Source organism: Pseudomonas sp. FEN, assembly GCF_904067045.1.
Taxonomy (GTDB): Bacteria; Pseudomonadota; Gammaproteobacteria; order Pseudomonadales; family Pseudomonadaceae; genus Aquipseudomonas.
The window spans coordinates 289436-308697 of sequence record NZ_CAJFDC010000007.1 but is presented as its reverse complement, the minus strand read 5'-3'; the positions used below and the strand labels follow the sequence as shown (position 1 = coordinate 308697).

Sequence of the window (19262 nt, the reverse complement as noted above, 5' to 3'; positions counted from 1 at the left end):
TTTTAGGTTGTACCGCTAGTTATAGTCGATGGTATCGAGGGACTTCTCATGCGCCGCAGTACCCACGGTTTTACCTTGGTCGAATTGATGGTCACCCTCTCGGTCTTCGCGATCCTGGTGGCGATTGCCTTGCCCTCGTTCACCAGTTCGATCCAGGGCTCCAAGGCCGACACCGAGGCCAGCGATCTGGTTCGTGGGCTGAACTTCGCGCGCCTTGAGGCCATGAACCGTGGTGTTTCCATTCGTATCCGGCCAACCACGGCCAATGCGGCCTGGACCACCGACCTGGGCGTGCTGCAGGTCTCGGACGAGGGCGCCAGTCCGGCCAAGTACATTCGGGTCGTGGCGGCCATGACCAGCGGGGCGACCCTGGCGGTGACCAGTGGCGTCACCAGCATCGATTTCAACAACCTGGGCGGCTTGTCTGTCCCCGGTTCCGCGGTGGTGTTCACCTATACGCTGGGCGCACAAAGCCGCGTGATCAATGTGTGTCTCAATGGCCGGGTTCTGTTGGGCGGGAGTTGCTGATGCGGCGGACAAAAAACACGAGGCAATCGGGGATGACCCTGGTGGAAGTGCTGATCTCGGTGTTGATCCTCGCCGTCGGCCTGTTGGGGGCGGCGGCGATTCAGCTCAATGCGCTGATCTACACGGACAGTTCGAAGATGAGAAGCCAAGCCAGTTTCATTGCCTACGACATGATGGACCGTATTCGCGCCAACCCGGATGCGGACTATTCCCTGGCCGGCGTGGCAAGCGTCACGGCAACGGCGGGTTCGACGGCGGCCCGGGATGCCGATCTCTATGACTTCAAGACCAATATCAGTAATTTCGCCGGGGCTCCTGGGGATGGGATCATTGCCGTGAATGGGCGGGCGATCACTATCACCATCAAATGGAGTGACCAGCGGGCCGCCAATATGACCAGCGACACGACGCCGACCGTCAGTTTCATACTCAATAGTCGCGTTGCCGTCGATCCGGTAGCCACGCCATGAACCGTCGCTGCCGGGGCTTCGGCCTGATCGAACTGATGATCGCCATCACCCTGGGGTTGATCGTCGTACTGGGTATTACCCAGATATTCGTCGCCGCCAAAAGTACCTACCTCAGCCAGAACAAGGCCGCTGGCATGCAGGAGGATGCGCGTTTCATCCTCAGCAAGATGGTGCAGGAGATTCGCATGGTCGGCATGTTCGGCTGCCTGGCCACCAGCGCTATCAATACCTCGGCGGCGGCGGACTTCCTGGCGATCGCCCCCACGCCGATTACCTGGAACAGCGCCAGCAATACCCTGACGCTGGTGACCGCCGATATCGGCGGCAGTGGTGGAGCCCCGACCTGGACGATCCTCTCCGATTGTCGCAGTTCGGCGACGGCGGTTCAGGGCGCGGGCGTGCCGGCCGCCGGGCAAATGGCCTTTCCCTTGCGCAAGCAGATCTATGCCTTCAGCAACAACCAGATTACCGTCGCCACCGGAGGCGGCCAAGCAGCCGGGTTGGTGAGCAATGTCCGGACCTTCACCGTTTCCTTTGGCGTCGCGACGTCCGCAACCGATATCGCGGTCAGCTCCTACAGCAGCAACCCCGCGGACCCGGCGACCATCCGCAGCGTGCGTCTGCAAATGACGCTGTACGATCCCAATGGTCAAGTCGCCGATCAGCAATACAGCGTGGTCGCGGCCCTGCGCAACCGGCTCCAGTAGGTGGATTTTGTATGACGTGCTCGCCCCGAAGATACAGTGCTTTGCGCCCCGGCCCGCAGCGTGGCATGGCGTTGCTGATCAGTCTGATATTCCTGTTGTTGCTGACCCTGATCGGCATTTCCTCCATGCAGAACGCGACGTTGCAGGAGAAGATGGCCGGCAGCGTGACCTTCCGCAACAGCTCGTTCCAGACTGCCGAGGCGGCGCTGCGCGTCGGTGAAAGCGCGGTGGAGCAAAGTACCTACGTCCTGGCGGTGTGTACCACCAATGTCACCTGTGCGCCGCCGGCGGAGTCTGCCACGGTGTCGGCCGCGGGAACGAATGGTACCTCGGGAGTAAATTGGATCGCGGCCGGCAGTGGCTTCTACGGGGTACAGAACCTTGGTACCACGATGACGGCGGTGAACGTGCCAAGCAATACCTCGGCGACCTTGTACCGGGTGACGGCGGTGGCGATCAACGGTAATTCGCGGTCAATCGTGGAGAGTATCTATGCCAAGTATTAAGGCCCACGGAAACCGTTTTTCAGCGTGGTCGCGGCGGCTCATCGGTGCCTTGCTCGGACTTTATCTGGCCGCGCCGGTGTATGCGTTCACGCCTTCGGATTCGCCGCTGTTGAGCGCGGCGGCGGTGGCGCCGAACGTGATGCTGCTGGTGGATGACTCCGGCAGCATGGACAACCTGATCTGGGCCAGCGGCTTCGATCAGACGAAGGTCCCCCTGCAGGTTTACAACTGCTATTCCTATTCCAATTGCGGCAGCCTGCAAACCCTGGACATGACCAGTGACAACCAGTTCATCGGCAACCTGTATCCGGGCAGTTGCTCATCCAACTACCCCGGCTACCTTGGTTTCACGTTGTCCACCAGCAAAAACGCGAGCGTTTACTGCCTGAAGCTGCCAGATCCAGTGGGGAACGGCAATACGCGGATCTCCAACAAATATCTTTATTATCTGATCAGCCAGATGACCTCCCAGCAAAAGGACTACACCGATGGGACGATCCCCACCGACTATCGGATCAATGTCGCGCGTAGCGTGGCGTCGTCGCTGGTGACCAACAATCGCAACCTGCGTATTGGCCTGGCAACCTTCAATCCGCCGAGTTATTCCGACCCAGGCCCGGGAGGCTACATCGTGCGTCCGATCAGCGATCTGTCGCCAGTCAGTGGCACGGTGACGCAGGCCCAAGCCGATACGAACTACAAGAACCTGCTGTCCTCCATCTCCGGGTTGAGCTCGATTGCCAACACGCCCCTCGCCGAAACCTACTACGAGATCACCCGTTACTTCCGCGGCATGACGCCTTACTACAATACATCGCCCAGCACCTATACCAGCCCGATCCAGTATCGCTGCCAGAAAAACTACGGCGTGGTGGTCACCGATGGTCTGCCGACCTATGACCGCACCTTCCCGACCGACGATCCCCAGGCCCAGGGCGGGCCTCCCTCACTGCCCAATTGGGATGGCATCAGTGACGGCAATAACCCCACTGGCGACAAGGAGGGGGATACCCTGTACCTGGACGATATCGCCAAATTCGCCTACGACATCGATATGCGTTCGGCGGGCAACGACGCGGCCGGGAAAAGCTGGGACAGCCCCGACTTTCTCAAGCAGAACATGTTTACCTATACCGTGGGGCTCACGGCCAATAACCAGATGCTTGCCAATGCGGCTACTTATGGCAAGGGCAAATCCTACCAGGCCATCGACAGTGCCAGCTTGAATGCGGCGCTGGCGTCGGCGTTCAGCGATATCACCTCCAAGGCCGGTTCCGGTGGCGGCGGCGTGTCCAGTTCCGCGCTCACGGGGACCGGGACGAGTTATTTTCAGACCGCTTACGACCCCAAGGACTGGCGTGGCACGATCAAATCCTATGGCCTCAACAGCAATGGCACGGTCAATCTGGCAGCGGTCAACTGGAGTACCGACGGCACTATCCTTCCGGGGTCGACTCCCGCGCCGCTATACCAATCCTGGAATACCACCAGCAACGCGGCGATCAGTCTGGCATTCAGCGGTTTCTCCGCAACGCAGCAAGCCACCCTCAACTTGAACCTGCCCACGGGCATCTTGGGCTCCGACCTGGTGGAGTGGAGCAAAGGCACCAACAAGACCGGGTTGAAGACACGTACCGTGTTGCTGGGCGATATTATCAACTCGCCGTTGGCCGCTGCCTTGCCCGCTGCGCAAACGGCTTCCGATCTGGTGGGCGATACCAGCTACACCAGCTATCTGGCGACCAAGGCCACGGGCATGAACAGCAGCCTGGTGGTCAATGGCAACGACGGTTTCCTCAGTGTCATCGACGCGAACAAGGGGACTCGGCTCTACGCCTATATGCCTTCCAGCGTGCTGCCTTCGCTGCACTTCATCGCGGACCCGGCCTACGCCAATGGCACCGGGCACAAGTTTCTCAATGACGGTCAGGTGGGCGTGTACGATGCCCAGTTCAACAATAGTGCCTGGAAGACCATCGCGCTGGGTGGTGTCGGGGCGGGCGGCAAGGCCTTTTATGCGGTGCAACTGTATGATGCGTCGGCCGGTAATGTGTACAACGCGCTTTGGGAGATGCGTGCGCCAGACACCCCGAACACCGGCAACGCCTTCAACGACCTGGGCTACGCTTACGCCAAACCCGAGGTGGCGAAACTCTCCGATGGCCGTTGGGCGGCGTTCATCGCCAACGGCTACGGCAGTAACTCCGGGGTGGCGGCCTTGTATGTCGTGGATATCCGCGATGGTTCGTTGATCAGCAAAATAGTGGTCAACGCCAGCGAAACCACCAACGGCCTGTCCTCGGTGAAGTTGGTCGTGAATGCGCAAAATGTGGTGCAGGCCGCCTACGGCGGCGACCTCAAGGGGCGCATGTGGAAATTCGACCTTAGCGCCACCTCGTCTGCCAGCTGGGGCTTGGCCTTTGCCGGCAGTCCGCTGTTCACCGCGCCGGGTACCAGCACCCAGCCGATTACCGCGCAGCCGTTGCTGGCGGATAACCCGGTCGGGGGCAAGATGGTATTTTTCGGCACCGGCAAGTTCAACGAGACCGCGGACAAGTTGAGCAAGGACCTGCAAGGCTTCTATGCCGTCTGGGATGCCGCCGGCAGCAGTGGGCAATTGACCGTCAGCAACTTGCAGGCCCAGTCGATCACCGGGGTGTTCACCTCCAACGGTACCCAGTTCATCACCACCAGCACCAATGCAGTGACTTACCCGACGCAAAAAGGCTGGTACCTGCCGCTGATCTACAACAACGTCGCGGCTGGCGAGCGGGTGATCTACCCGGCGCAGATCACCCTTGGTCGGATCATCTTCACCACGGCCGCGGTCGATACCACCGATCCGTGCGTCAGCTTCGGTACCGGCAAGGTAGTGGAACTGGATGCGTTTACCGGCAAGATGCTCAGCTATCCGGTGCTCGACACCAACGGCAGTGGCGTGGTCGATGCCAGCGACCTGCAATCCAGCGGGTTTATCTTTTCTGTCGGTATTCCGAACCTGACGAGTATCCTCAACCATTCCACCGCCAAGATTTTCAGCGATTCCAGTGGCGGTATCACCTCCATGGCGGAAAAGGGTGGTGGTGGCAGTCGGCGGATCATGTGGCGACAAATTCAATAGGGAAGGCGGCGTATGCAAAAAATCTCCAAAGGCTTTACCTTGATCGAACTCATGATCGTCGTCGCCATTGTCGCTATCCTGGCGGCGGTGGCCTATCCCAGTTACACCGAGTATGTGAAGCGCACCCATCGTTCGGAGATCGCCGGGTTGTTGTCCGAGCAGACCCAGAACCTTGAGCGGTTCTACTCGAAGAACGGTACTTATTCGGGGGCGACAGTCAGTGCCGGCAATAGCTATTACACGATTGCCCAAACGTTGAATGCCTCGGATTTCACCCTGGCGGCGACGGCGGCGCCCGGGTCGATGATGGTCGGTGACAAGTGTGGTGGGTTTAGTATCAACAATGCCGGCGCGCGCACCAATCCCGGGGCCAGCGCAGGTGTGGCGACCAAGGACTGTTGGGGACGCTGAGGCTATTGTGGGCGCATCCTGGCGCCTGTTTCTTTTTCTGGTTGGATGATGAGATGGCCGGGCAACAACACGTGATAATCGTCGGCGGCGGTGTGATTGGCCTGCTGAGCGCATTCAATCTGGCCGCCGAGGTCGGGCAAGTGACGCTGCTGGACCGCTCCGGTCTCGGCCTGGAGTCCTCCTGGGCCGGTGGCGGGATCGTTTCCCCGCTGTATCCGTGGCGCTACAGTCCGGCGGTCACGGCATTGGCCCATTGGTCCCAGGACTTCTACCCACAACTGGGCGAGCGCCTGTTCGCCGCCACCGGGGTCGATCCCGAGGTGCATACCACCGGCCTGTACTGGCTCGACCTGGATGACGAAGCCGAGGCTCTGGCCTGGGCCCGACGTGAACAGCGGCCGCTGAGCGCGGTGGATATCTCGGCGGTACACGACGCGGTGCCGGTACTGGGCGATGGTTATTCCCGGGCGATCTACATGGCCAATGTCGCCAATGTGCGTAACCCGCGCCTGGTGAAGTCCCTCAAGGCCGCCTTGCAGGCGTTGCCCAATGTAACGATTCACGAGCAGTGCGAGGTGGCCGGGTTTCTCCGTGACGGCGAGCGCGTAGTGGGGGTGCACACGGCCACGGGTGAGCTGCGTGCCGATCAGGTGGTGCTGGCGGCCGGCGCCTGGAGTGGAGAGTTGCTGGGCAGCCTGGGACTGGCACTGCCGGTGGAGCCGGTCAAGGGCCAGATGATTCTCTACAAATGCGCGGCGGACTTTCTTTCGAGCATGGTCCTGGCCAAGGGCCGTTATGCGATTCCACGGCGTGACGGGCATATCCTGGTGGGCAGTACCCTGGAGCATGAAGGGTTCGACAAGACACCGACGCTGTCGGCACTGGAAAGTCTCAAGGCTTCGGCGCTCGAGTTGATTCCGGCGCTGGCTGAGGCCGAGGTGGTGGGGCATTGGGCAGGCTTGCGGCCGGGCTCGCCCGAGGGCATTCCCTATATCGGTCGGGTGCCGGGGTTCGAGGGCTTATGGCTGAACTGCGGGCATTATCGCAACGGGCTGGTGCTGGCCCCGGCTTCCTGCCAGCTGTTTGCCGATCTGTTGCTGGAGCGTGCGCCAATCATCGATCCGGCGCCCTATGCGCCCGAGGGCCGGATCTGAAACTGCTCCGGTGATCTCAAGAACAGCGCAAACCTTGCAGGAGTCCGGCAAGCCGACTCCTGCAACGAGCGTGTTTCAATCCAGCCCAAGCTTCTTGAGCCGATAGCGCATCGAACGAAACGACAGGTTCAAGCGCTGGGCCGCCGCCGTGCGGTTCCAGCGGGTTTCCTCCAGCGCCTGGAGAATGAGCTTGCGCTCGATGCTTTCCAGGTAATCTTCCAGGTTGTCGATCTGCGCCAGGCTCGGTTCGCCGACTTGCGCGTGGCTGCCGCCGCCTTCGGCCAGGCGCAGGTCGCCAGCTTCGATCTGTTCGTTCTCACACAGGGTGTAGGCCCGTTCGAGCATGTTCTCCAGTTCCCGCACGTTACCCGGAAAGCGGTAGCCCTTGAGCGTATCCAGCGCCAGCGGGTGCAGGCGGGCCGCCGGCATGCCGCTGCCCGAGGCCAGCCGTTCGAGGACATGGGTGGCCAGTGGTTCGATATCGTCGCGGCGCTCGCGCAACGACGGTACCCGCAACTCGATGACGTTCAGGCGATAGTAAAGGTCCTGGCGGAAACGCTCGGCACTGACTTCGGCGTTCAGATCCTTGTGGGTGGCGCAGAGGATTCGCACATCGACGATTTCCTCCTGCTGCCCACCGACACTGCGCACGGCCTTTTCCTGGATGGCGCGCAACAGCTTGACCTGCATCGCCAGCGGCAGGTCGGCGACTTCATCGAGAAACAGCGTGCCGCCATTGGCCGCCTGGAACAGCCCCGGTTTGTCCTCCACCGCGCCGGTAAAACTGCCTTTGCGATGACCGAAGAACTCGCTTTCCATCAGCTCGGCTGGAATCGCCCCGCAGTTCACCGGCACGAACGGCCGCTCGGCGCGTGGTCCTTGGGCATGGATCAGCCGCGCCACCAGTTCCTTGCCGCTGCCCGATTCTCCGCTGATGTAGACCGGTGCCTGGCTGCGGGCGAGTTTGTCGATCTGCTTGCGCAGGGCGCGCATGGGCAGTGAGTCACCCAGCAGCCGGCTGTCGCTGGGCGGTGGCTTGCCACCGCTGGTCGGCAGGCGCAAGGCGCTGCTCACCAGTTCGCGCAGGCGCGCCAGGTCCACCGGCTTGGTCAGGAAGTCGAAAGCCCCGGATTTCAAGGCGTTGATCGCGGTATCGAGGCTGCCATAGGCAGTGATCATCGCCACGGGCACCTGGGGATAGCGTTGCTGGATATGCTGGACCAGCTCAAGGCCGGTGCCGTCCGGCAGGCGCATATCGGTCAGGCACAGGTCGAAATCCTCCTGGGCCAGCATTTTCCTGGCTTGCTCGACGTTGCGGGCACTGCTGGTGTCGAGTTTCATCCGGCCCAGGGTTATCTCCAGGAGTTCGCGGATATCCGGTTCATCATCGACGATCAGGATCTTCTGCCGTGGGCTCATGTTCAACTCTGTTTGAGGGCGTGTGCGAAGGTGATGCGAAAGCAACTGCCGCCTTGGCGTACCGAGTAGTCTAGGCGCGCCTGGTTGCTTTCGCATAGCTCGCGGGACAGGTACAGCCCCAGGCCGGTGCCTTTGCTCTCGGTGGTGAAGAAGGGTTCGAACAGGTGCTGGCGCTGGTCGGGGGCGACGCCGGGGCCGTTATCCACGATCTCCAGGGTCGGCAAGCCGTTGTGCGGGTCCTGCGCCAAGGTCAGCCAGACTTGCGCCAACTCGTGCAGCTGGGCGCTGTAGCGCAGGCCGTTTTCCAGCAGGTTATTCAGCACCTGGGTCAATTGCAGTGGGTCGGCGCGGGTTTGCAGAGGGCTATCGTCGAGCTGCAGGTGCAGGCACTGGTTGGGGCGGGCCTGCTCACGCCATTCCTTGACGAAGACCTGTAGCCACTCGTTAAGGTTGAGCAATTGGGGTTGTGTCGGGCGCCGCCGGGACAGCTGGAGCACGTTCTCGATCACCAGGTTCAGGCGTTTGGATTGGTCCTGGATGATCTGCGTGAGGCGGCGGTCGGCTTCCGGCATTTGTTCCGACTCTTGCAGCAACTGGGCCGCGTGGCTGATGGCGCCCAGCGGGTTGCGGATTTCATGGGCGATGCCGGCGGTCAGGCGACCCAGGGCGGCCAGCTTGAGCTGCTGGGCCTGCTGGGCGATCTGCGACAGGTCTTCGAGAAAGATCAGCGTCTGGTCGTGCCCACCGCGTTTCAATGCGATGAAGCTCGGTTGCAGGATGGGACCGGCGCCGAGGATCTTCAGGCTTTTTGGGCGAAGGCTCGGATTGCTTTGCCAGACGTGCAGGCGCTCGACCAGTTCCAGGGAGTAGGCGTCAATCAAGCGGCCACTCAGGTCCTGCTCGCCGATTAGCAGCAGCGCCCCTTGATTGGCGAGCTGCACCCGGCGTTGCTCGTCGAGCACCAGGATGCCGGTGCGCATGCGTTGCAGGATCAGGGCGTTGAGTTCTTCCAGGTTGGTGACGTCGCTGGCGCGTTGTTCAGCGAGGTGTTCGCTCACCGCCAGCAACCGGGTCAGGCCTTGCACCAGTACCGCGACGGCGAAGCACAAGATGCCCAGCAAGCCGGCCTGTACGTAATAGTTGGCGGCGGCCGGGTGGCTGAAACTCAGGTAGAAGGTCAGGTAGATGATACCGATGGCCGAAATGGCGGCGATCAGCAGGCCGATACGGCCGCGTAACAACACGTTGCTGATGGCCACGCAGGCGATCAGCAGGTTGCCGATGCCGCTCGGTACGCCACCGGCGGCATAGAACAGGCCGGACAGCATCAGCGCATCCGCCAGGGCCAGGGCGAAGACCTGGGCCTGATGCCTGGGATCTTCCAGCAGGACCACCACCAGGATATTCAGGATCAGGTAGATCCAGCTGCCGGTACGAAACAGTTCGCCGTCGGTCAGCTCCAGCAACTTATCGTCCATGTTGCTGGAGATCAGTAGCACCAGGGCGACGCCGATACTCAGGCGATAGAGGTGGTAGAGCCGCAGCAGGCGCCGGGCCTGGGAGTCGCCGAGACCGAAGGTCTCAGCGCTCACGAGCGCCCGGGCCTTGCTCGAGGTGGGCCTGGCTGCAATACCAGTCCTGTTGCAGGTTCAGGGCGCGGTCGCGGGGCAGGTGCACGCCGCAATGGGCACAGCGGACCATGGGCGCGGCATCCAGTGCGTCTGCCGGGCGGGCGGGGGCGGCGGGCCGATTGAATTTGCGCCAGAACCATACGGCGGCGGCGATCAGCGCAATCCAGAACAGTAGACGAACCATGACAACCCGCTTCTTGGCAAATGATCCGGCAGTTTAGCCAAGGACATGCCGGGCGCACAGTGCATTCGCTTGTGGGCAATGCAATGGCAAAAAAAAGAGCCTCGAAAGGCTCTTTTCTCATACATGTCGGCGGGTAGCGGGAAATGGCGGCGGAGAATGGGCCGCCGCCATCGCCGGCAAACCGGCACCTACCGGGCGATTCAGTCGAATAGACCGAAGGTCATGTAGCTGAACCAGGAGCGGTTGCTGTTGTTGCCTTCGGCCTGGTGTTGCTCTTCCTGGGCGGCATCGCCTTCCTGCGGCTTCAGGTCGGACGGAATCGCATCCTTGGCGTCCTGGAATTGCTTGACCACGTCTTGGTTGGCGCGGGTTTCTCCCGGCGGCAGCGGCGGACGGGACTCGATCAGACCCAGGGTAACCTTGCTCATCCATGAGCGGTTGTCCGCTTCGGCCACGCGTGGCACGAACTGACCGTCCACCAGCGACGGATGGTTCGGGTAGTTGGCTTTCAGCACTTCGAGGCTCGAAGCCGCCAGTTCGTCCAGGTGCAGGCGCTGGTACGACTCGACCATGACCGCCAGGCCGTCAGCGACCGACGGGGTTTCCTGGAAGTTTTCCACCACATAGCGACCGCGGTTGGCGGCGGCGACATAAGCCTGACGGGTCAGGTAGTAGTCGGCCACGTGGATCTCGTAGGCCGCCAGCAGGTTGCGCAGATAGATCATGCGCTGCTTGGCGTCCGGCGCGTAGCGGCTGTTCGGGTAGCGGCTGGTGAGCTGGGCGAACTCGTTGTAGGAGTCGCGGGCCGCGCCCGGGTCACGCTTGGTCATGTCCAGCGGCAGGAAGCGCGCGAGCAGGCCGACGTCGCGGTCGAACGAGGTCAGGCCCTTGAGGTAGTAGGCGTAGTCGACGTTCGGATGCTGTGGGTGCAGGCGGATGAAACGCTCGGCGGCCGACTTGGCGGCCTCCGGTTCGCCATTCTTGTAGTTGGCGTAGATCAGTTCGAGCTGGGCCTGGTCGGCGTAGCGACCGAACGGATAACGCGACTCCAGAGCCTTGAGCTTGGCGGTGGCACTGGTATAGCTGTGGTTGTCCAGGTCGGCCTGCGCCTGCTGGTACAGCTCGACTTCGCTCAAGTTTTCGTCGACGACTTCCTTCGACGAGCAAGCAGCAGTCAGTGCGAGGATGGCGATCAGCAGCAGGTGTCTCACTTGCATGGCGGCTTGCGTCCCTATGACGGCCGCTGTCTTGGGCGGGGCCGTCCTGTTATGATGAGTGCCCCGTTGAAAGCCTCGGGGCAAAAGACGCCGTATTTAACCACAAGCGCGCAGCCGAAACCAAAGGCTGTGCCGACGCCTAGTCCGAGCATGTCCGATAAAATTGAACTTCGCGCAGAGGTGCCGTCCGAACTGGGCGGTCAACGCCTCGATCAAGTCGCCGCCCAACTCTTCGCTGAGCACTCACGCTCGCGCCTTTCCGCCTGGATCAAGGACGGCCGCCTGACTGTGGATGGAGCGGTTATCCGCCCACGCGACATAGTCCATGGCGGTGCCGTGCTTGAACTGACTGCCGAGCAGGAAGCTCAGGGCGAATGGATCGCCCAGGACATCGAACTGGATATCGTCTATGAAGACGACGATATCCTGGTGATCAACAAGCCGGCGGGCCTGGTGGTCCATCCGGCGGCCGGTCATGCCGACGGCACCTTGCTCAACGCCTTGCTGCACCACGTACCGGACATCATCAATGTGCCGCGCGCGGGCATCGTGCACCGGCTGGACAAGGACACCACCGGTCTGATGGTGGTGGCCAAGACCATCCAGGCCCAGACGCAACTGGTCACGCAGTTGCAGAGCCGCAGCGTCAGCCGGATCTACGAATGCATCGTGATCGGCGTGGTCACCGCCGGCGGCAAGATCAATGCGCCCATCGGTCGCCACGGCCAGCAGCGCCAGCGCATGGCGGTGATGGAAGGCGGCAAGCAGGCGGTGAGTCATTATCGCGTGCTGGAGCGCTTCCGTTCCCACACTCATGTGCGGGTGAAGCTGGAAACCGGTCGTACCCACCAGATTCGCGTACACATGGCACACATCAACTTCCCGCTGGTCGGCGATCCGGCCTACGGCGGTCGCTTCCGTATTCCGCCGGCGGCCAGCGCGACCATGGTCGAGTCGCTGAAAAACTTCCCGCGCCAGGCCCTGCACGCGCGTTTCCTGGAGTTGGATCATCCGACCACCGGTAAGCGCATGAGCTGGGAATCGCCGCTGCCGGACGATTTCGTCTGGTTGCTGTCGTTGCTCAAGCAGGACCGCGAGGCGTTCGTCGGGTGACGGACTTCCTGATCCCCGACTGGCCCGCGCCGGCTCGGGTCAGGGCCTGCGTGACCACGCGGGCGGGCGGTGCCAGCCTGGCACCGTTCGACAGCCTCAACCTGGGCGATCATGTCGACGACGATCCGCTTGTCGTCACGGAAAATCGCCGGCGGCTCACCGACGCCTTCGCGATCCGCCCGGCCTGGCTGCGTCAGGTGCATGGCGTCAGGGTGGTCGAGGCCGATCCGGCGCTGACCGCCGAGGCCGATGGCTGCTGGACGAGCACGCCGGGCGTCGCCTGCACGGCGATGACCGCCGATTGCCTGCCCGCGTTGTTCTGCGACCGCGCCGGCACCCGTGTGGCCGCTGCCCATGCCGGCTGGCGCGGGTTGGCGGCGGGAGTACTGGAGGCCACCGTCGAGCGTCTGGACGTGCCGGCCGCGCAAGTCCTCGTCTGGCTCGGCCCGGCCATCGGTCCCGGGGCGTTCGAAGTGGGCGCGGAAGTGCGCGAAGCGTTTCTCTCCACGCATCCTGAAACAATCGAAGCCTTCGTACCCAGCGTCAATGCCGGGCGCTTCATGGCCGACATTTATGCCCTGGCGCGCCTGCGCCTGGCGGCATGCGGAGTCACCGCCGTCCATGGTGGCGGGTTCTGCACGGTCAGCGATCCGCGCTTTTTCTCCTACCGGCGTAGCCCACGCACCGGTCGCTTCGCCTCCCTGATCTGGCTGCAAGACTAGACTCTTCTGATCTTCGTCAAGCTTGTGGCGCTTGAATCTCTCAGAATAGGCCGCATCTACTGGAGCATCTGGCAGGTTTCTTTATCAGGTGCGTCCTTTGCTCCGGCCTGCTCCAAAGGAAGGTGACTCATGCGTATAGATCGTTTAACCAGCAAGTTGCAGTTGGCGTTGTCTGATGCCCAATCCCTGGCGGTCGGCCACGATCATCCGGGCATTGAGCCCGCGCACTTGATGCAGGCGCTGCTGGAGCAGCAGGGCGGCTCGATCAAGCCCTTGCTGTTGCAGGTCGGCTTCGACATCAACAGCCTGCGCAAGGAATTGAGCAAGGAGCTTGATCGCTTGCCGAAAATCCAGAACCCCACCGGCGACGTGAACATGTCCCAGGATCTGGCGCGCCTGCTCAACCAGGCTGATCGCCTGGCCCAGCAAAAGGGCGACCAGTTCATCTCCAGTGAGCTGGTGTTGCTCGCCGCCATGGACGAGAGCAGCAAGCTGGGCAAGTTGCTGCTCGGCCAGGGCGTGAGCAAGAAGGCCCTGGAGAATGCCATCAACAACCTGCGCGGCGGCGAGGCGGTCAATGATCCCAACGCCGAGGAGTCGCGCCAGGCCCTGGACAAATACACCGTCGACCTGACCAAGCGCGCCGAAGAGGGCAAGCTCGATCCGGTGATCGGCCGTGACGACGAAATCCGCCGCACGATCCAGGTGCTGCAACGGCGGACCAAGAACAATCCGGTACTGATCGGCGAACCCGGCGTGGGCAAGACCGCCATCGCCGAGGGCCTGGCTCAGCGCATCATCAATGGCGAGGTGCCGGATGGCCTGAAGGGCAAGCGTCTGTTGTCCCTCGACATGGGCTCGCTGATTGCCGGCGCCAAGTATCGCGGGGAGTTCGAGGAACGCCTGAAGTCGCTGCTCAACGAGCTGTCGAAGCAGGAAGGGCAGATCATTCTGTTTATCGACGAACTGCATACCATGGTCGGTGCCGGCAAGGGCGAAGGCTCGATGGATGCCGGCAACATGCTCAAGCCGGCCTTGGCCCGTGGCGAGTTGCACTGCGTCGGCGCAACCACGCTCAATGAATATCGCCAATATATAGAGAAGGATGCGGCCCTTGAGCGGCGCTTCCAGAAGGTGCTGGTGGACGAGCCGAGCGAAGAGGACACCATTGCCATCCTCCGGGGCCTGAAAGAGCGTTATGAAGTGCACCACAAGGTGGCGATCACCGACGGTGCGATCATTGCCGCGGCCAAGCTCAGTCATCGCTACATCACCGACCGCCAGTTGCCGGACAAAGCCATCGACCTGATCGACGAGGCCGCCAGCCGTATCCGTATGGAAATCGACTCCAAGCCGGAGGTGCTCGATCGTCTGGAGCGGCGTCTGATCCAACTCAAGGTCGAATCCCAGGCCTTGAAGAAAGAGGACGACGAGGCGGCGAAAAAACGCCTGGAAAAACTCCAGGAAGAAATTGTCCGGTTGGAACGCGAGTACGCCGACCTGGAAGAGGTCTGGACCTCCGAAAAAGCCGAAGTGCAGGGCTCGGCGCAGATCCAGCAGAAAATCGAACAGTCGCGCCAGGAGCTGGAAACGGCTCGGCGCAAGGGCGACCTCAATCGCATGGCCGAGCTGCAATATGGCGTGATTCCAGACCTGGAGCGCAGCCTGCAGATGGTCGACCAGCACGGTCACAGCGAGAACCAGTTGCTGCGCAGCAAGGTGACCGAAGAGGAAATCGCCGAGGTGGTGTCGAAGTGGACCGGTATTCCGGTGTCCAAGATGCTTGAAGGCGAGCGCGACAAATTGTTGAAGATGGAAAGTCTGCTGCACCAGCGTGTGATCGGTCAGAACGAGGCGGTGGTGGCGGTCGCCAACGCGGTACGGCGTTCGCGGGCCGGCTTGTCCGATCCGAACCGGCCGAGCGGCTCCTTCATGTTCCTCGGCCCGACCGGCGTGGGCAAGACCGAGCTGTGCAAGGCGCTGGCCGAATTCCTCTTCGACACCGAGGAAGCCATGGTGCGCATCGACATGTCGGAGTTCATGGAGAAACACTCCGTGGCGCGTCTGATCGGGGCGCCACCGGGCTATGTCGGCTACGAGGAGGGCGGTTACCTGACCGAGGCGGTGCGGCGTAAGCCATACTCGGTGATCCTCCTGGACGAGGTCGAGAAGGCCCACCCGGATGTCTTCAACGTCCTCCTGCAAGTGCTGGAAGACGGTCGCCTGACGGACAGCCATGGGCGAACCGTGGACTTCCGCAACACGGTGATCGTGATGACCTCCAACCTGGGCTCGGTGCAGATCCAGGAGCTGGTGGGGGATCGCGAAGCGCAGCGGGCGGCGGTCATGGATGCGGTGAGTACGCATTTCCGGCCGGAGTTCATCAACCGGATCGACGAAGTGGTGATTTTCGAGCCCTTGGCGCGCGATCAGATCGCCGGTATCACCGAGATCCAGTTGGGGCGCCTGCGCAGTCGTCTGACCGAGCGTGAGTTGAAGCTGGAACTGAGCGACGAGGCCTTGGACAAGCTGATCGCGGTGGGTTACGACCCGGTGTATGGCGCGCGGCCGCTCAAGCGTGCGATCCAGCGCTGGATCGAGAACCCGTTGGCGCAACTGATCCTGTCCGGGCAGTTCCTGCCGGGAGCGAGTGTGAAGGCCACGGTGGTCAACGACGAGATCGTGTTCGCCTGAGTCCCCGGGGATCTACACGATCCCCCTGTAGGCGCCAGCTTGCTGGCGATGGACGTCAACGATTACGCGGAGAATCTGGATCACCGCGCTGCTCTTGCGTCCGTCGCCAGCAAGCTGGCTCCTACAAAGGGCATGGCATTTTCGAGGGCTTTTTTTCACCGGGGCGTTGAACTCAAGGACAAAGGCTTGTAAAGTGCGCCCCGCAGTACGTCACCCCTCGGATTTCTCCCACAAGGGAATTCCAGAAAAAAGATTGCAAATCATTGTCTTGAAAGCAATTTAAGGGGTTGACAGGGGTTTCCAAAGTTGTAGAATGGCGCGCCTCAGACAAGCGAACGCAGCGATGCAAAAGCCTGGTTGAGGAAGCTTTCAGCGATGGAAGTCTGCGGTAAAGGTTGTAACTTGAAATATGTAGTTCCGTGATAGCTCAGTCGGTAGAGCAAATGACTGTTAATCATTGGGTCCCAGGTTCGAGTCCTGGTCACGGAGCCAATTTCAAATCGGGGTATAGCGCAGTCCGGTAGCGCGCCTGCTTTGGGAGCAGGATGTCAGGAGTTCGAATCCCCTTACCCCGACCATTTTTGGGTCGTTAGCTCAGTTGGTAGAGCAGTTGGCTTTTAACCAATTGGTCGTAGGTTCGAATCCCACACGACCCACCATTTTTGAGACCAGCTTGCTGGAATCGAATCTTAAGAACAGAGGCCAAAAGCCCTGTTCGCAGAAGGCGCCTGTAACGGGTGCCTTTTTTTTACCGGGGTATAGCGCAGTCCGGTAGCGCGCCTGCTTTGGGAGCAGGATGTCAGGAGTTCGAATCCCCTTACCCCGACCATCTTCAGAAAAAAAGCACCCGTCAGGGTGCTTTTTTTTGCCCGTATTTTACTCAAGGCTTTTGAGCGCCCTGGACTGTAGGAGCGAGCTTGCTCGCAATGGACTCAAGAGCGCCGCGTTTGCTTGCTGAACACGCGTTATCGTTAACGACCATCGCGAGCAAGCTCGCTCCTACTATGGCAGGCCCGCTATCAGTGCAGCTTCAAGCGTGGATCGGTCCCGCGTCCGATCCGGCTACCGAGCATCAGCATCAAGGTGCGGAAGGTGCCATACAGCGCCATCTGGTGCATCCGGTACAGCGAGATATAAAACATCCGCGCCAGCCAGCCTTCCAGCATCACGCTGCCGGTGAGGTTGCCCATCAGGTTGCCGATGGCGGAGAACCGCGACAGAGAAATCAGCGAACCGTAATCGGTATAGCGATACTCCGGCAAGGTCTTGCCTTCCAGGCGCAGTTTCAGCGACTTGGCCAACAATGACGCCTGTTGATGCGCGGCTTGTGCCCGTGGCGGTACATTGCGCTCGCTACCCGGCTGCGGGCAGGCCGCGCAATCGCCGAAGGCAAAAATATTCTCGTCGCGGGTGGTCTGCAGCGTCGGCAACACCTGGAGCTGATTGATCCGGTTGGTTTCCAGGCCGTCGATGTTCTTGAGAAAGCCCGGTGCGCGAATCCCCGCCGCCCAGACCTTGAGACTCGCCGCAATCACCTGGCCATCGGCGGTCACCAGGTTTTCCGCGGTCACTTCGCTCACCGCCGCATTGGTCATGACCCGGACCCCGAGTTTTTCCAGGGTCTTGTGCACCGGTCCGCCGATGCGCTCCGGCAATGCCGGCAATACCCGTGGGCCGGCCTCGATCAGGGTGATGTGCATGTTCTCCGGCTTGATTCGGTCCAGGCCGTAGGCCGCCAGCTCATGGGCGGCGTTATGCAGCTCGGCCGCCAGCTCCACGCCGGTGGCACCGGCGCCGACGATTGCCACGCTGATCTGCTCGAGCGCATCGGTTTGCCCGGCATGGGCGCGCAGGTAGTGGTTGAGCAACTGCTGGTGGAAGCGCTCGGCCTGTTTGCGGGTATCGAGGAACAGGCAGTGTTGCGCCGCGCCCTCGGTGCCGAAATCATTGGTGGTACTGCCCACCGCGATTACCAGCGAGTCGTAGCCCAATTCGCGGGCCGGCAGCAACTCGACGCCATGTTCGTCGTAGGTGGCGGCCAACTGGATCTTTTTCTGTTCGCGATCGAGCCCACTCATGCGCCCCAGCTGGAACTCGAAGTGGTTCCATTTCGCCTGGGCGACATAGTTGAGCTCGTCGGCCGAAGAGTTGAGGGAGCCGGCCGCCACTTCATGCAACAGGGGTTTCCAGATATGGGTCAGGTTCGTGTCGACCAGCATGATGCTGGCCGTGCCACGCTTACCCAGGGTCTTACCCAGGCGGGTCGCCAACTCCAGGCCGCCGGCGCCGCCGCCGACGATCACGATACGATGGTTCATGGGGATATCTCGCAAGGCTAAAGGAAATCTGTGCCTGCGTTATCCGGGCGAGCGCGAGGCGGCTCATAGCACCAGGTAACTCAGGAGGCGGCTCAACAGGCCCAGGCCGATGACCACGGCCAGCACCACGGTCAGGAGCATCCACGGCCGGAAAGGCCGGCGCTCGACCTGGTGTTGGGGGAGCTGCAGGTACTGATCGACATGCTGCTGGTCGTCGGGGTTCAGGCGGCTGGTCATAAGAGCCTCGTCAGGTAGACGTCATTAGCCTGCTTTGTATCACTGGCGCGGCGATTGCGCCATGGGCTTACAAGCTGATGCCGACGTCGAAAACAATGCTGCGCCCCAGATTGCCGCGCAGGAAGTCCGGTGCGTCGAGGTGGGCGAACAGTACCCGGGCGAACGTCGGCCCCACCAGCGACAGCGAGCGCCAGCCCTGGCGCAGGTATTCGGTCGGCGGCGGGAAGTGGCTGTTGAGGTCCAGCACTTCGCGCTTGAGGCTGGCGAAGGCGATCAGGTCCAACTCGCTCAGGTCCAGTCCGCGCTCCTTGTAGTTGTGGGCTTTCTTGCGCAGGGTCGGGGCCAGCCGCTGCAACAGCTCGGAGGCGGGAATACGCCTGGGCTTGGCTTCGCGGCGTACCAGTTGGCTCAGGGAAAAGGCGCTGCGTCGGCGTTGCAGCTCTTCGCGCCACTCATCGTTGAGGCGTCGGCCTTCATCGAGAACGAAGAACACCTCGAAGCAGGCATCGCGAAACAGCACGTCCGGCGGCTCCTGCCCGGCGGGGTGGAAGTCTTCCGCGCGATAGGGAATGTTCAGCCCTTGCAGCAGGCGCTGGCAGACCCAACGCTCACGCTCCCATTTGCGGGCATTGGAAAGAAACGTGTTGGCTTGCTCGGCCTGGATGGTCAGCAAGCGTAAAAAATCCGAGTCGTCCATGGCCCAAGCTTAGCGTTGAAACCGTAACCTCTGGAAGTCCGGGGAAAATTTTCTCGGCACGGTGCGCCGTAAGCGGCGGTGTAGACTGTAGTCCTCAAGCCGGCAGGCACTGTCATCGGGTTCGTGGAGGGTG

17 protein-coding genes and 4 tRNA genes are annotated in these 19262 nt (G+C 61.6%); 14 read left to right on the top strand and 7 right to left on the bottom strand.

The window, feature by feature from the left end; all coding sequences use genetic code 11:
* Positions 1–48: 48 nt before the first annotated feature.
* The 7 genes from PFEN_RS07275 to thiO are packed head-to-tail and all read left to right on the top strand — an operon-like array spanning position 49 to position 6897.
* The gene (locus PFEN_RS07275) at positions 49–528 is read left to right on the top strand and encodes a GspH/FimT family pseudopilin (RefSeq protein WP_191486224.1); all 480 of its coding nucleotides are present in this window, start codon (positions 49–51) and stop codon (positions 526–528) included.
* A complete protein-coding gene (gene pilV / locus PFEN_RS07270; protein WP_224770912.1) occupies positions 528–998 on the top strand; it encodes a type IV pilus modification protein PilV in 471 nt (156 codons plus the stop codon). The genes PFEN_RS07275 and pilV overlap by 1 nt, the downstream gene beginning before the upstream one ends.
* A complete protein-coding gene (locus tag PFEN_RS07265) occupies positions 995–1705 on the top strand; it encodes a PilW family protein (RefSeq protein WP_191486223.1) in 711 nt (236 codons plus the stop codon). Before pilV ends, PFEN_RS07265 begins: the two co-directional genes overlap by 4 nt.
* Before the next feature lie 11 nt (positions 1706–1716).
* A complete protein-coding gene (locus tag PFEN_RS07260; protein ID WP_191486222.1) occupies positions 1717–2211 on the top strand; it encodes a PilX N-terminal domain-containing pilus assembly protein in 495 nt (164 codons plus the stop codon).
* Positions 2198–5332 (top strand): pilus assembly protein, encoded by a 3135-nt coding sequence (locus tag PFEN_RS07255; RefSeq protein WP_191486221.1) that lies wholly within the window; start codon positions 2198–2200, stop codon positions 5330–5332. Before PFEN_RS07260 ends, PFEN_RS07255 begins: the two co-directional genes overlap by 14 nt.
* A 12-nt stretch (positions 5333–5344) precedes the next feature.
* A complete protein-coding gene (locus PFEN_RS07250; protein ID WP_191486220.1) occupies positions 5345–5743 on the top strand; it encodes a type IV pilin protein in 399 nt (132 codons plus the stop codon).
* A gap of 53 nt (positions 5744–5796) precedes the next feature.
* The gene (gene thiO / locus PFEN_RS07245; RefSeq protein ID WP_191486219.1) at positions 5797–6897 is read left to right on the top strand and encodes a glycine oxidase ThiO; all 1101 of its coding nucleotides are present in this window, start codon (positions 5797–5799) and stop codon (positions 6895–6897) included.
* Positions 6898–6972: 75 nt separating this feature from the next.
* Here thiO and PFEN_RS07240 read toward each other — a convergent pair whose 3' ends face one another.
* The 4 genes from PFEN_RS07240 to PFEN_RS07225 form a co-directional block, all read right to left on the bottom strand.
* Entirely contained in the window at positions 6973–8316 is a 1344-nt protein-coding gene (locus PFEN_RS07240) for a sigma-54-dependent transcriptional regulator (RefSeq protein WP_191486218.1), read from the bottom strand.
* A gap of 2 nt (positions 8317–8318) precedes the next feature.
* Positions 8319–9908, bottom strand: coding sequence for a two-component system sensor histidine kinase NtrB (locus PFEN_RS07235; protein WP_191486217.1), 1590 nt, complete (start codon positions 9906–9908; stop codon positions 8319–8321).
* On the bottom strand, positions 9898–10131 hold the full coding sequence (locus PFEN_RS07230; RefSeq protein ID WP_191486216.1) for a PP0621 family protein: 234 nt from the start codon (positions 10129–10131) through the stop codon (positions 9898–9900). The genes PFEN_RS07235 and PFEN_RS07230 overlap by 11 nt, the downstream gene beginning before the upstream one ends.
* Before the next feature lie 200 nt (positions 10132–10331).
* Positions 10332–11348 (bottom strand): outer membrane protein assembly factor BamD, encoded by a 1017-nt coding sequence (locus tag PFEN_RS07225; protein ID WP_191486215.1) that lies wholly within the window; start codon positions 11346–11348, stop codon positions 10332–10334.
* A 150-nt stretch (positions 11349–11498) separates the two neighbouring features.
* On the opposite strand from PFEN_RS07225, the gene rluD reads away from it, so the two are divergent.
* From rluD to PFEN_RS07190, 7 genes are all read left to right on the top strand, one after another.
* On the top strand, positions 11499–12461 hold the full coding sequence (rluD, locus tag PFEN_RS07220) for a 23S rRNA pseudouridine(1911/1915/1917) synthase RluD (RefSeq protein WP_191486214.1): 963 nt from the start codon (positions 11499–11501) through the stop codon (positions 12459–12461).
* Complete coding sequence (pgeF, locus tag PFEN_RS07215; protein WP_191486213.1) at positions 12458–13183, top strand: peptidoglycan editing factor PgeF; 726 nt, start codon at positions 12458–12460, stop codon at positions 13181–13183. Before rluD ends, pgeF begins: the two co-directional genes overlap by 4 nt.
* Positions 13184–13312: 129 nt before the next feature.
* Positions 13313–15877 carry an ATP-dependent chaperone ClpB gene (clpB, locus tag PFEN_RS07210; RefSeq protein ID WP_191486212.1) on the top strand — a complete coding sequence of 855 codons (2565 nt, stop codon included), beginning with the start codon at positions 13313–13315 and terminating at the stop codon, positions 15875–15877.
* A 416-nt stretch (positions 15878–16293) separates the two neighbouring features.
* Positions 16294–16369: transfer RNA gene (locus PFEN_RS07205), tRNA-Asn, on the top strand.
* Between the two features lie 9 nt (positions 16370–16378).
* Positions 16379–16455 (top strand) — tRNA-Pro (locus tag PFEN_RS07200).
* A gap of 5 nt (positions 16456–16460) precedes the next feature.
* Positions 16461–16536, top strand: a tRNA-Lys gene (locus PFEN_RS07195).
* 93 nt (positions 16537–16629) lie between these two features.
* Positions 16630–16706, top strand: a tRNA-Pro gene (locus PFEN_RS07190).
* 190 nt (positions 16707–16896) lie between these two features.
* On the opposite strand, the gene PFEN_RS07185 is transcribed toward PFEN_RS07190, so the two are convergent.
* The 3 genes from PFEN_RS07185 to PFEN_RS07175 form a co-directional block, all read right to left on the bottom strand.
* Positions 16897–18195, bottom strand: coding sequence for an NAD(P)/FAD-dependent oxidoreductase (locus PFEN_RS07185; RefSeq protein ID WP_191486211.1), 1299 nt, complete (start codon positions 18193–18195; stop codon positions 16897–16899).
* Positions 18196–18258: 63 nt separating this feature from the next.
* A complete protein-coding gene (locus PFEN_RS07180) occupies positions 18259–18432 on the bottom strand; it encodes a DUF3094 family protein (RefSeq protein ID WP_191486210.1) in 174 nt (57 codons plus the stop codon).
* Positions 18433–18499: 67 nt separating this feature from the next.
* Positions 18500–19129, bottom strand: a complete 630-nt coding sequence (locus PFEN_RS07175; protein ID WP_191486209.1) for a DUF1780 domain-containing protein — start codon at positions 19127–19129, stop codon at positions 18500–18502.
* Positions 19130–19262: the final 133 nt, after the last annotated feature.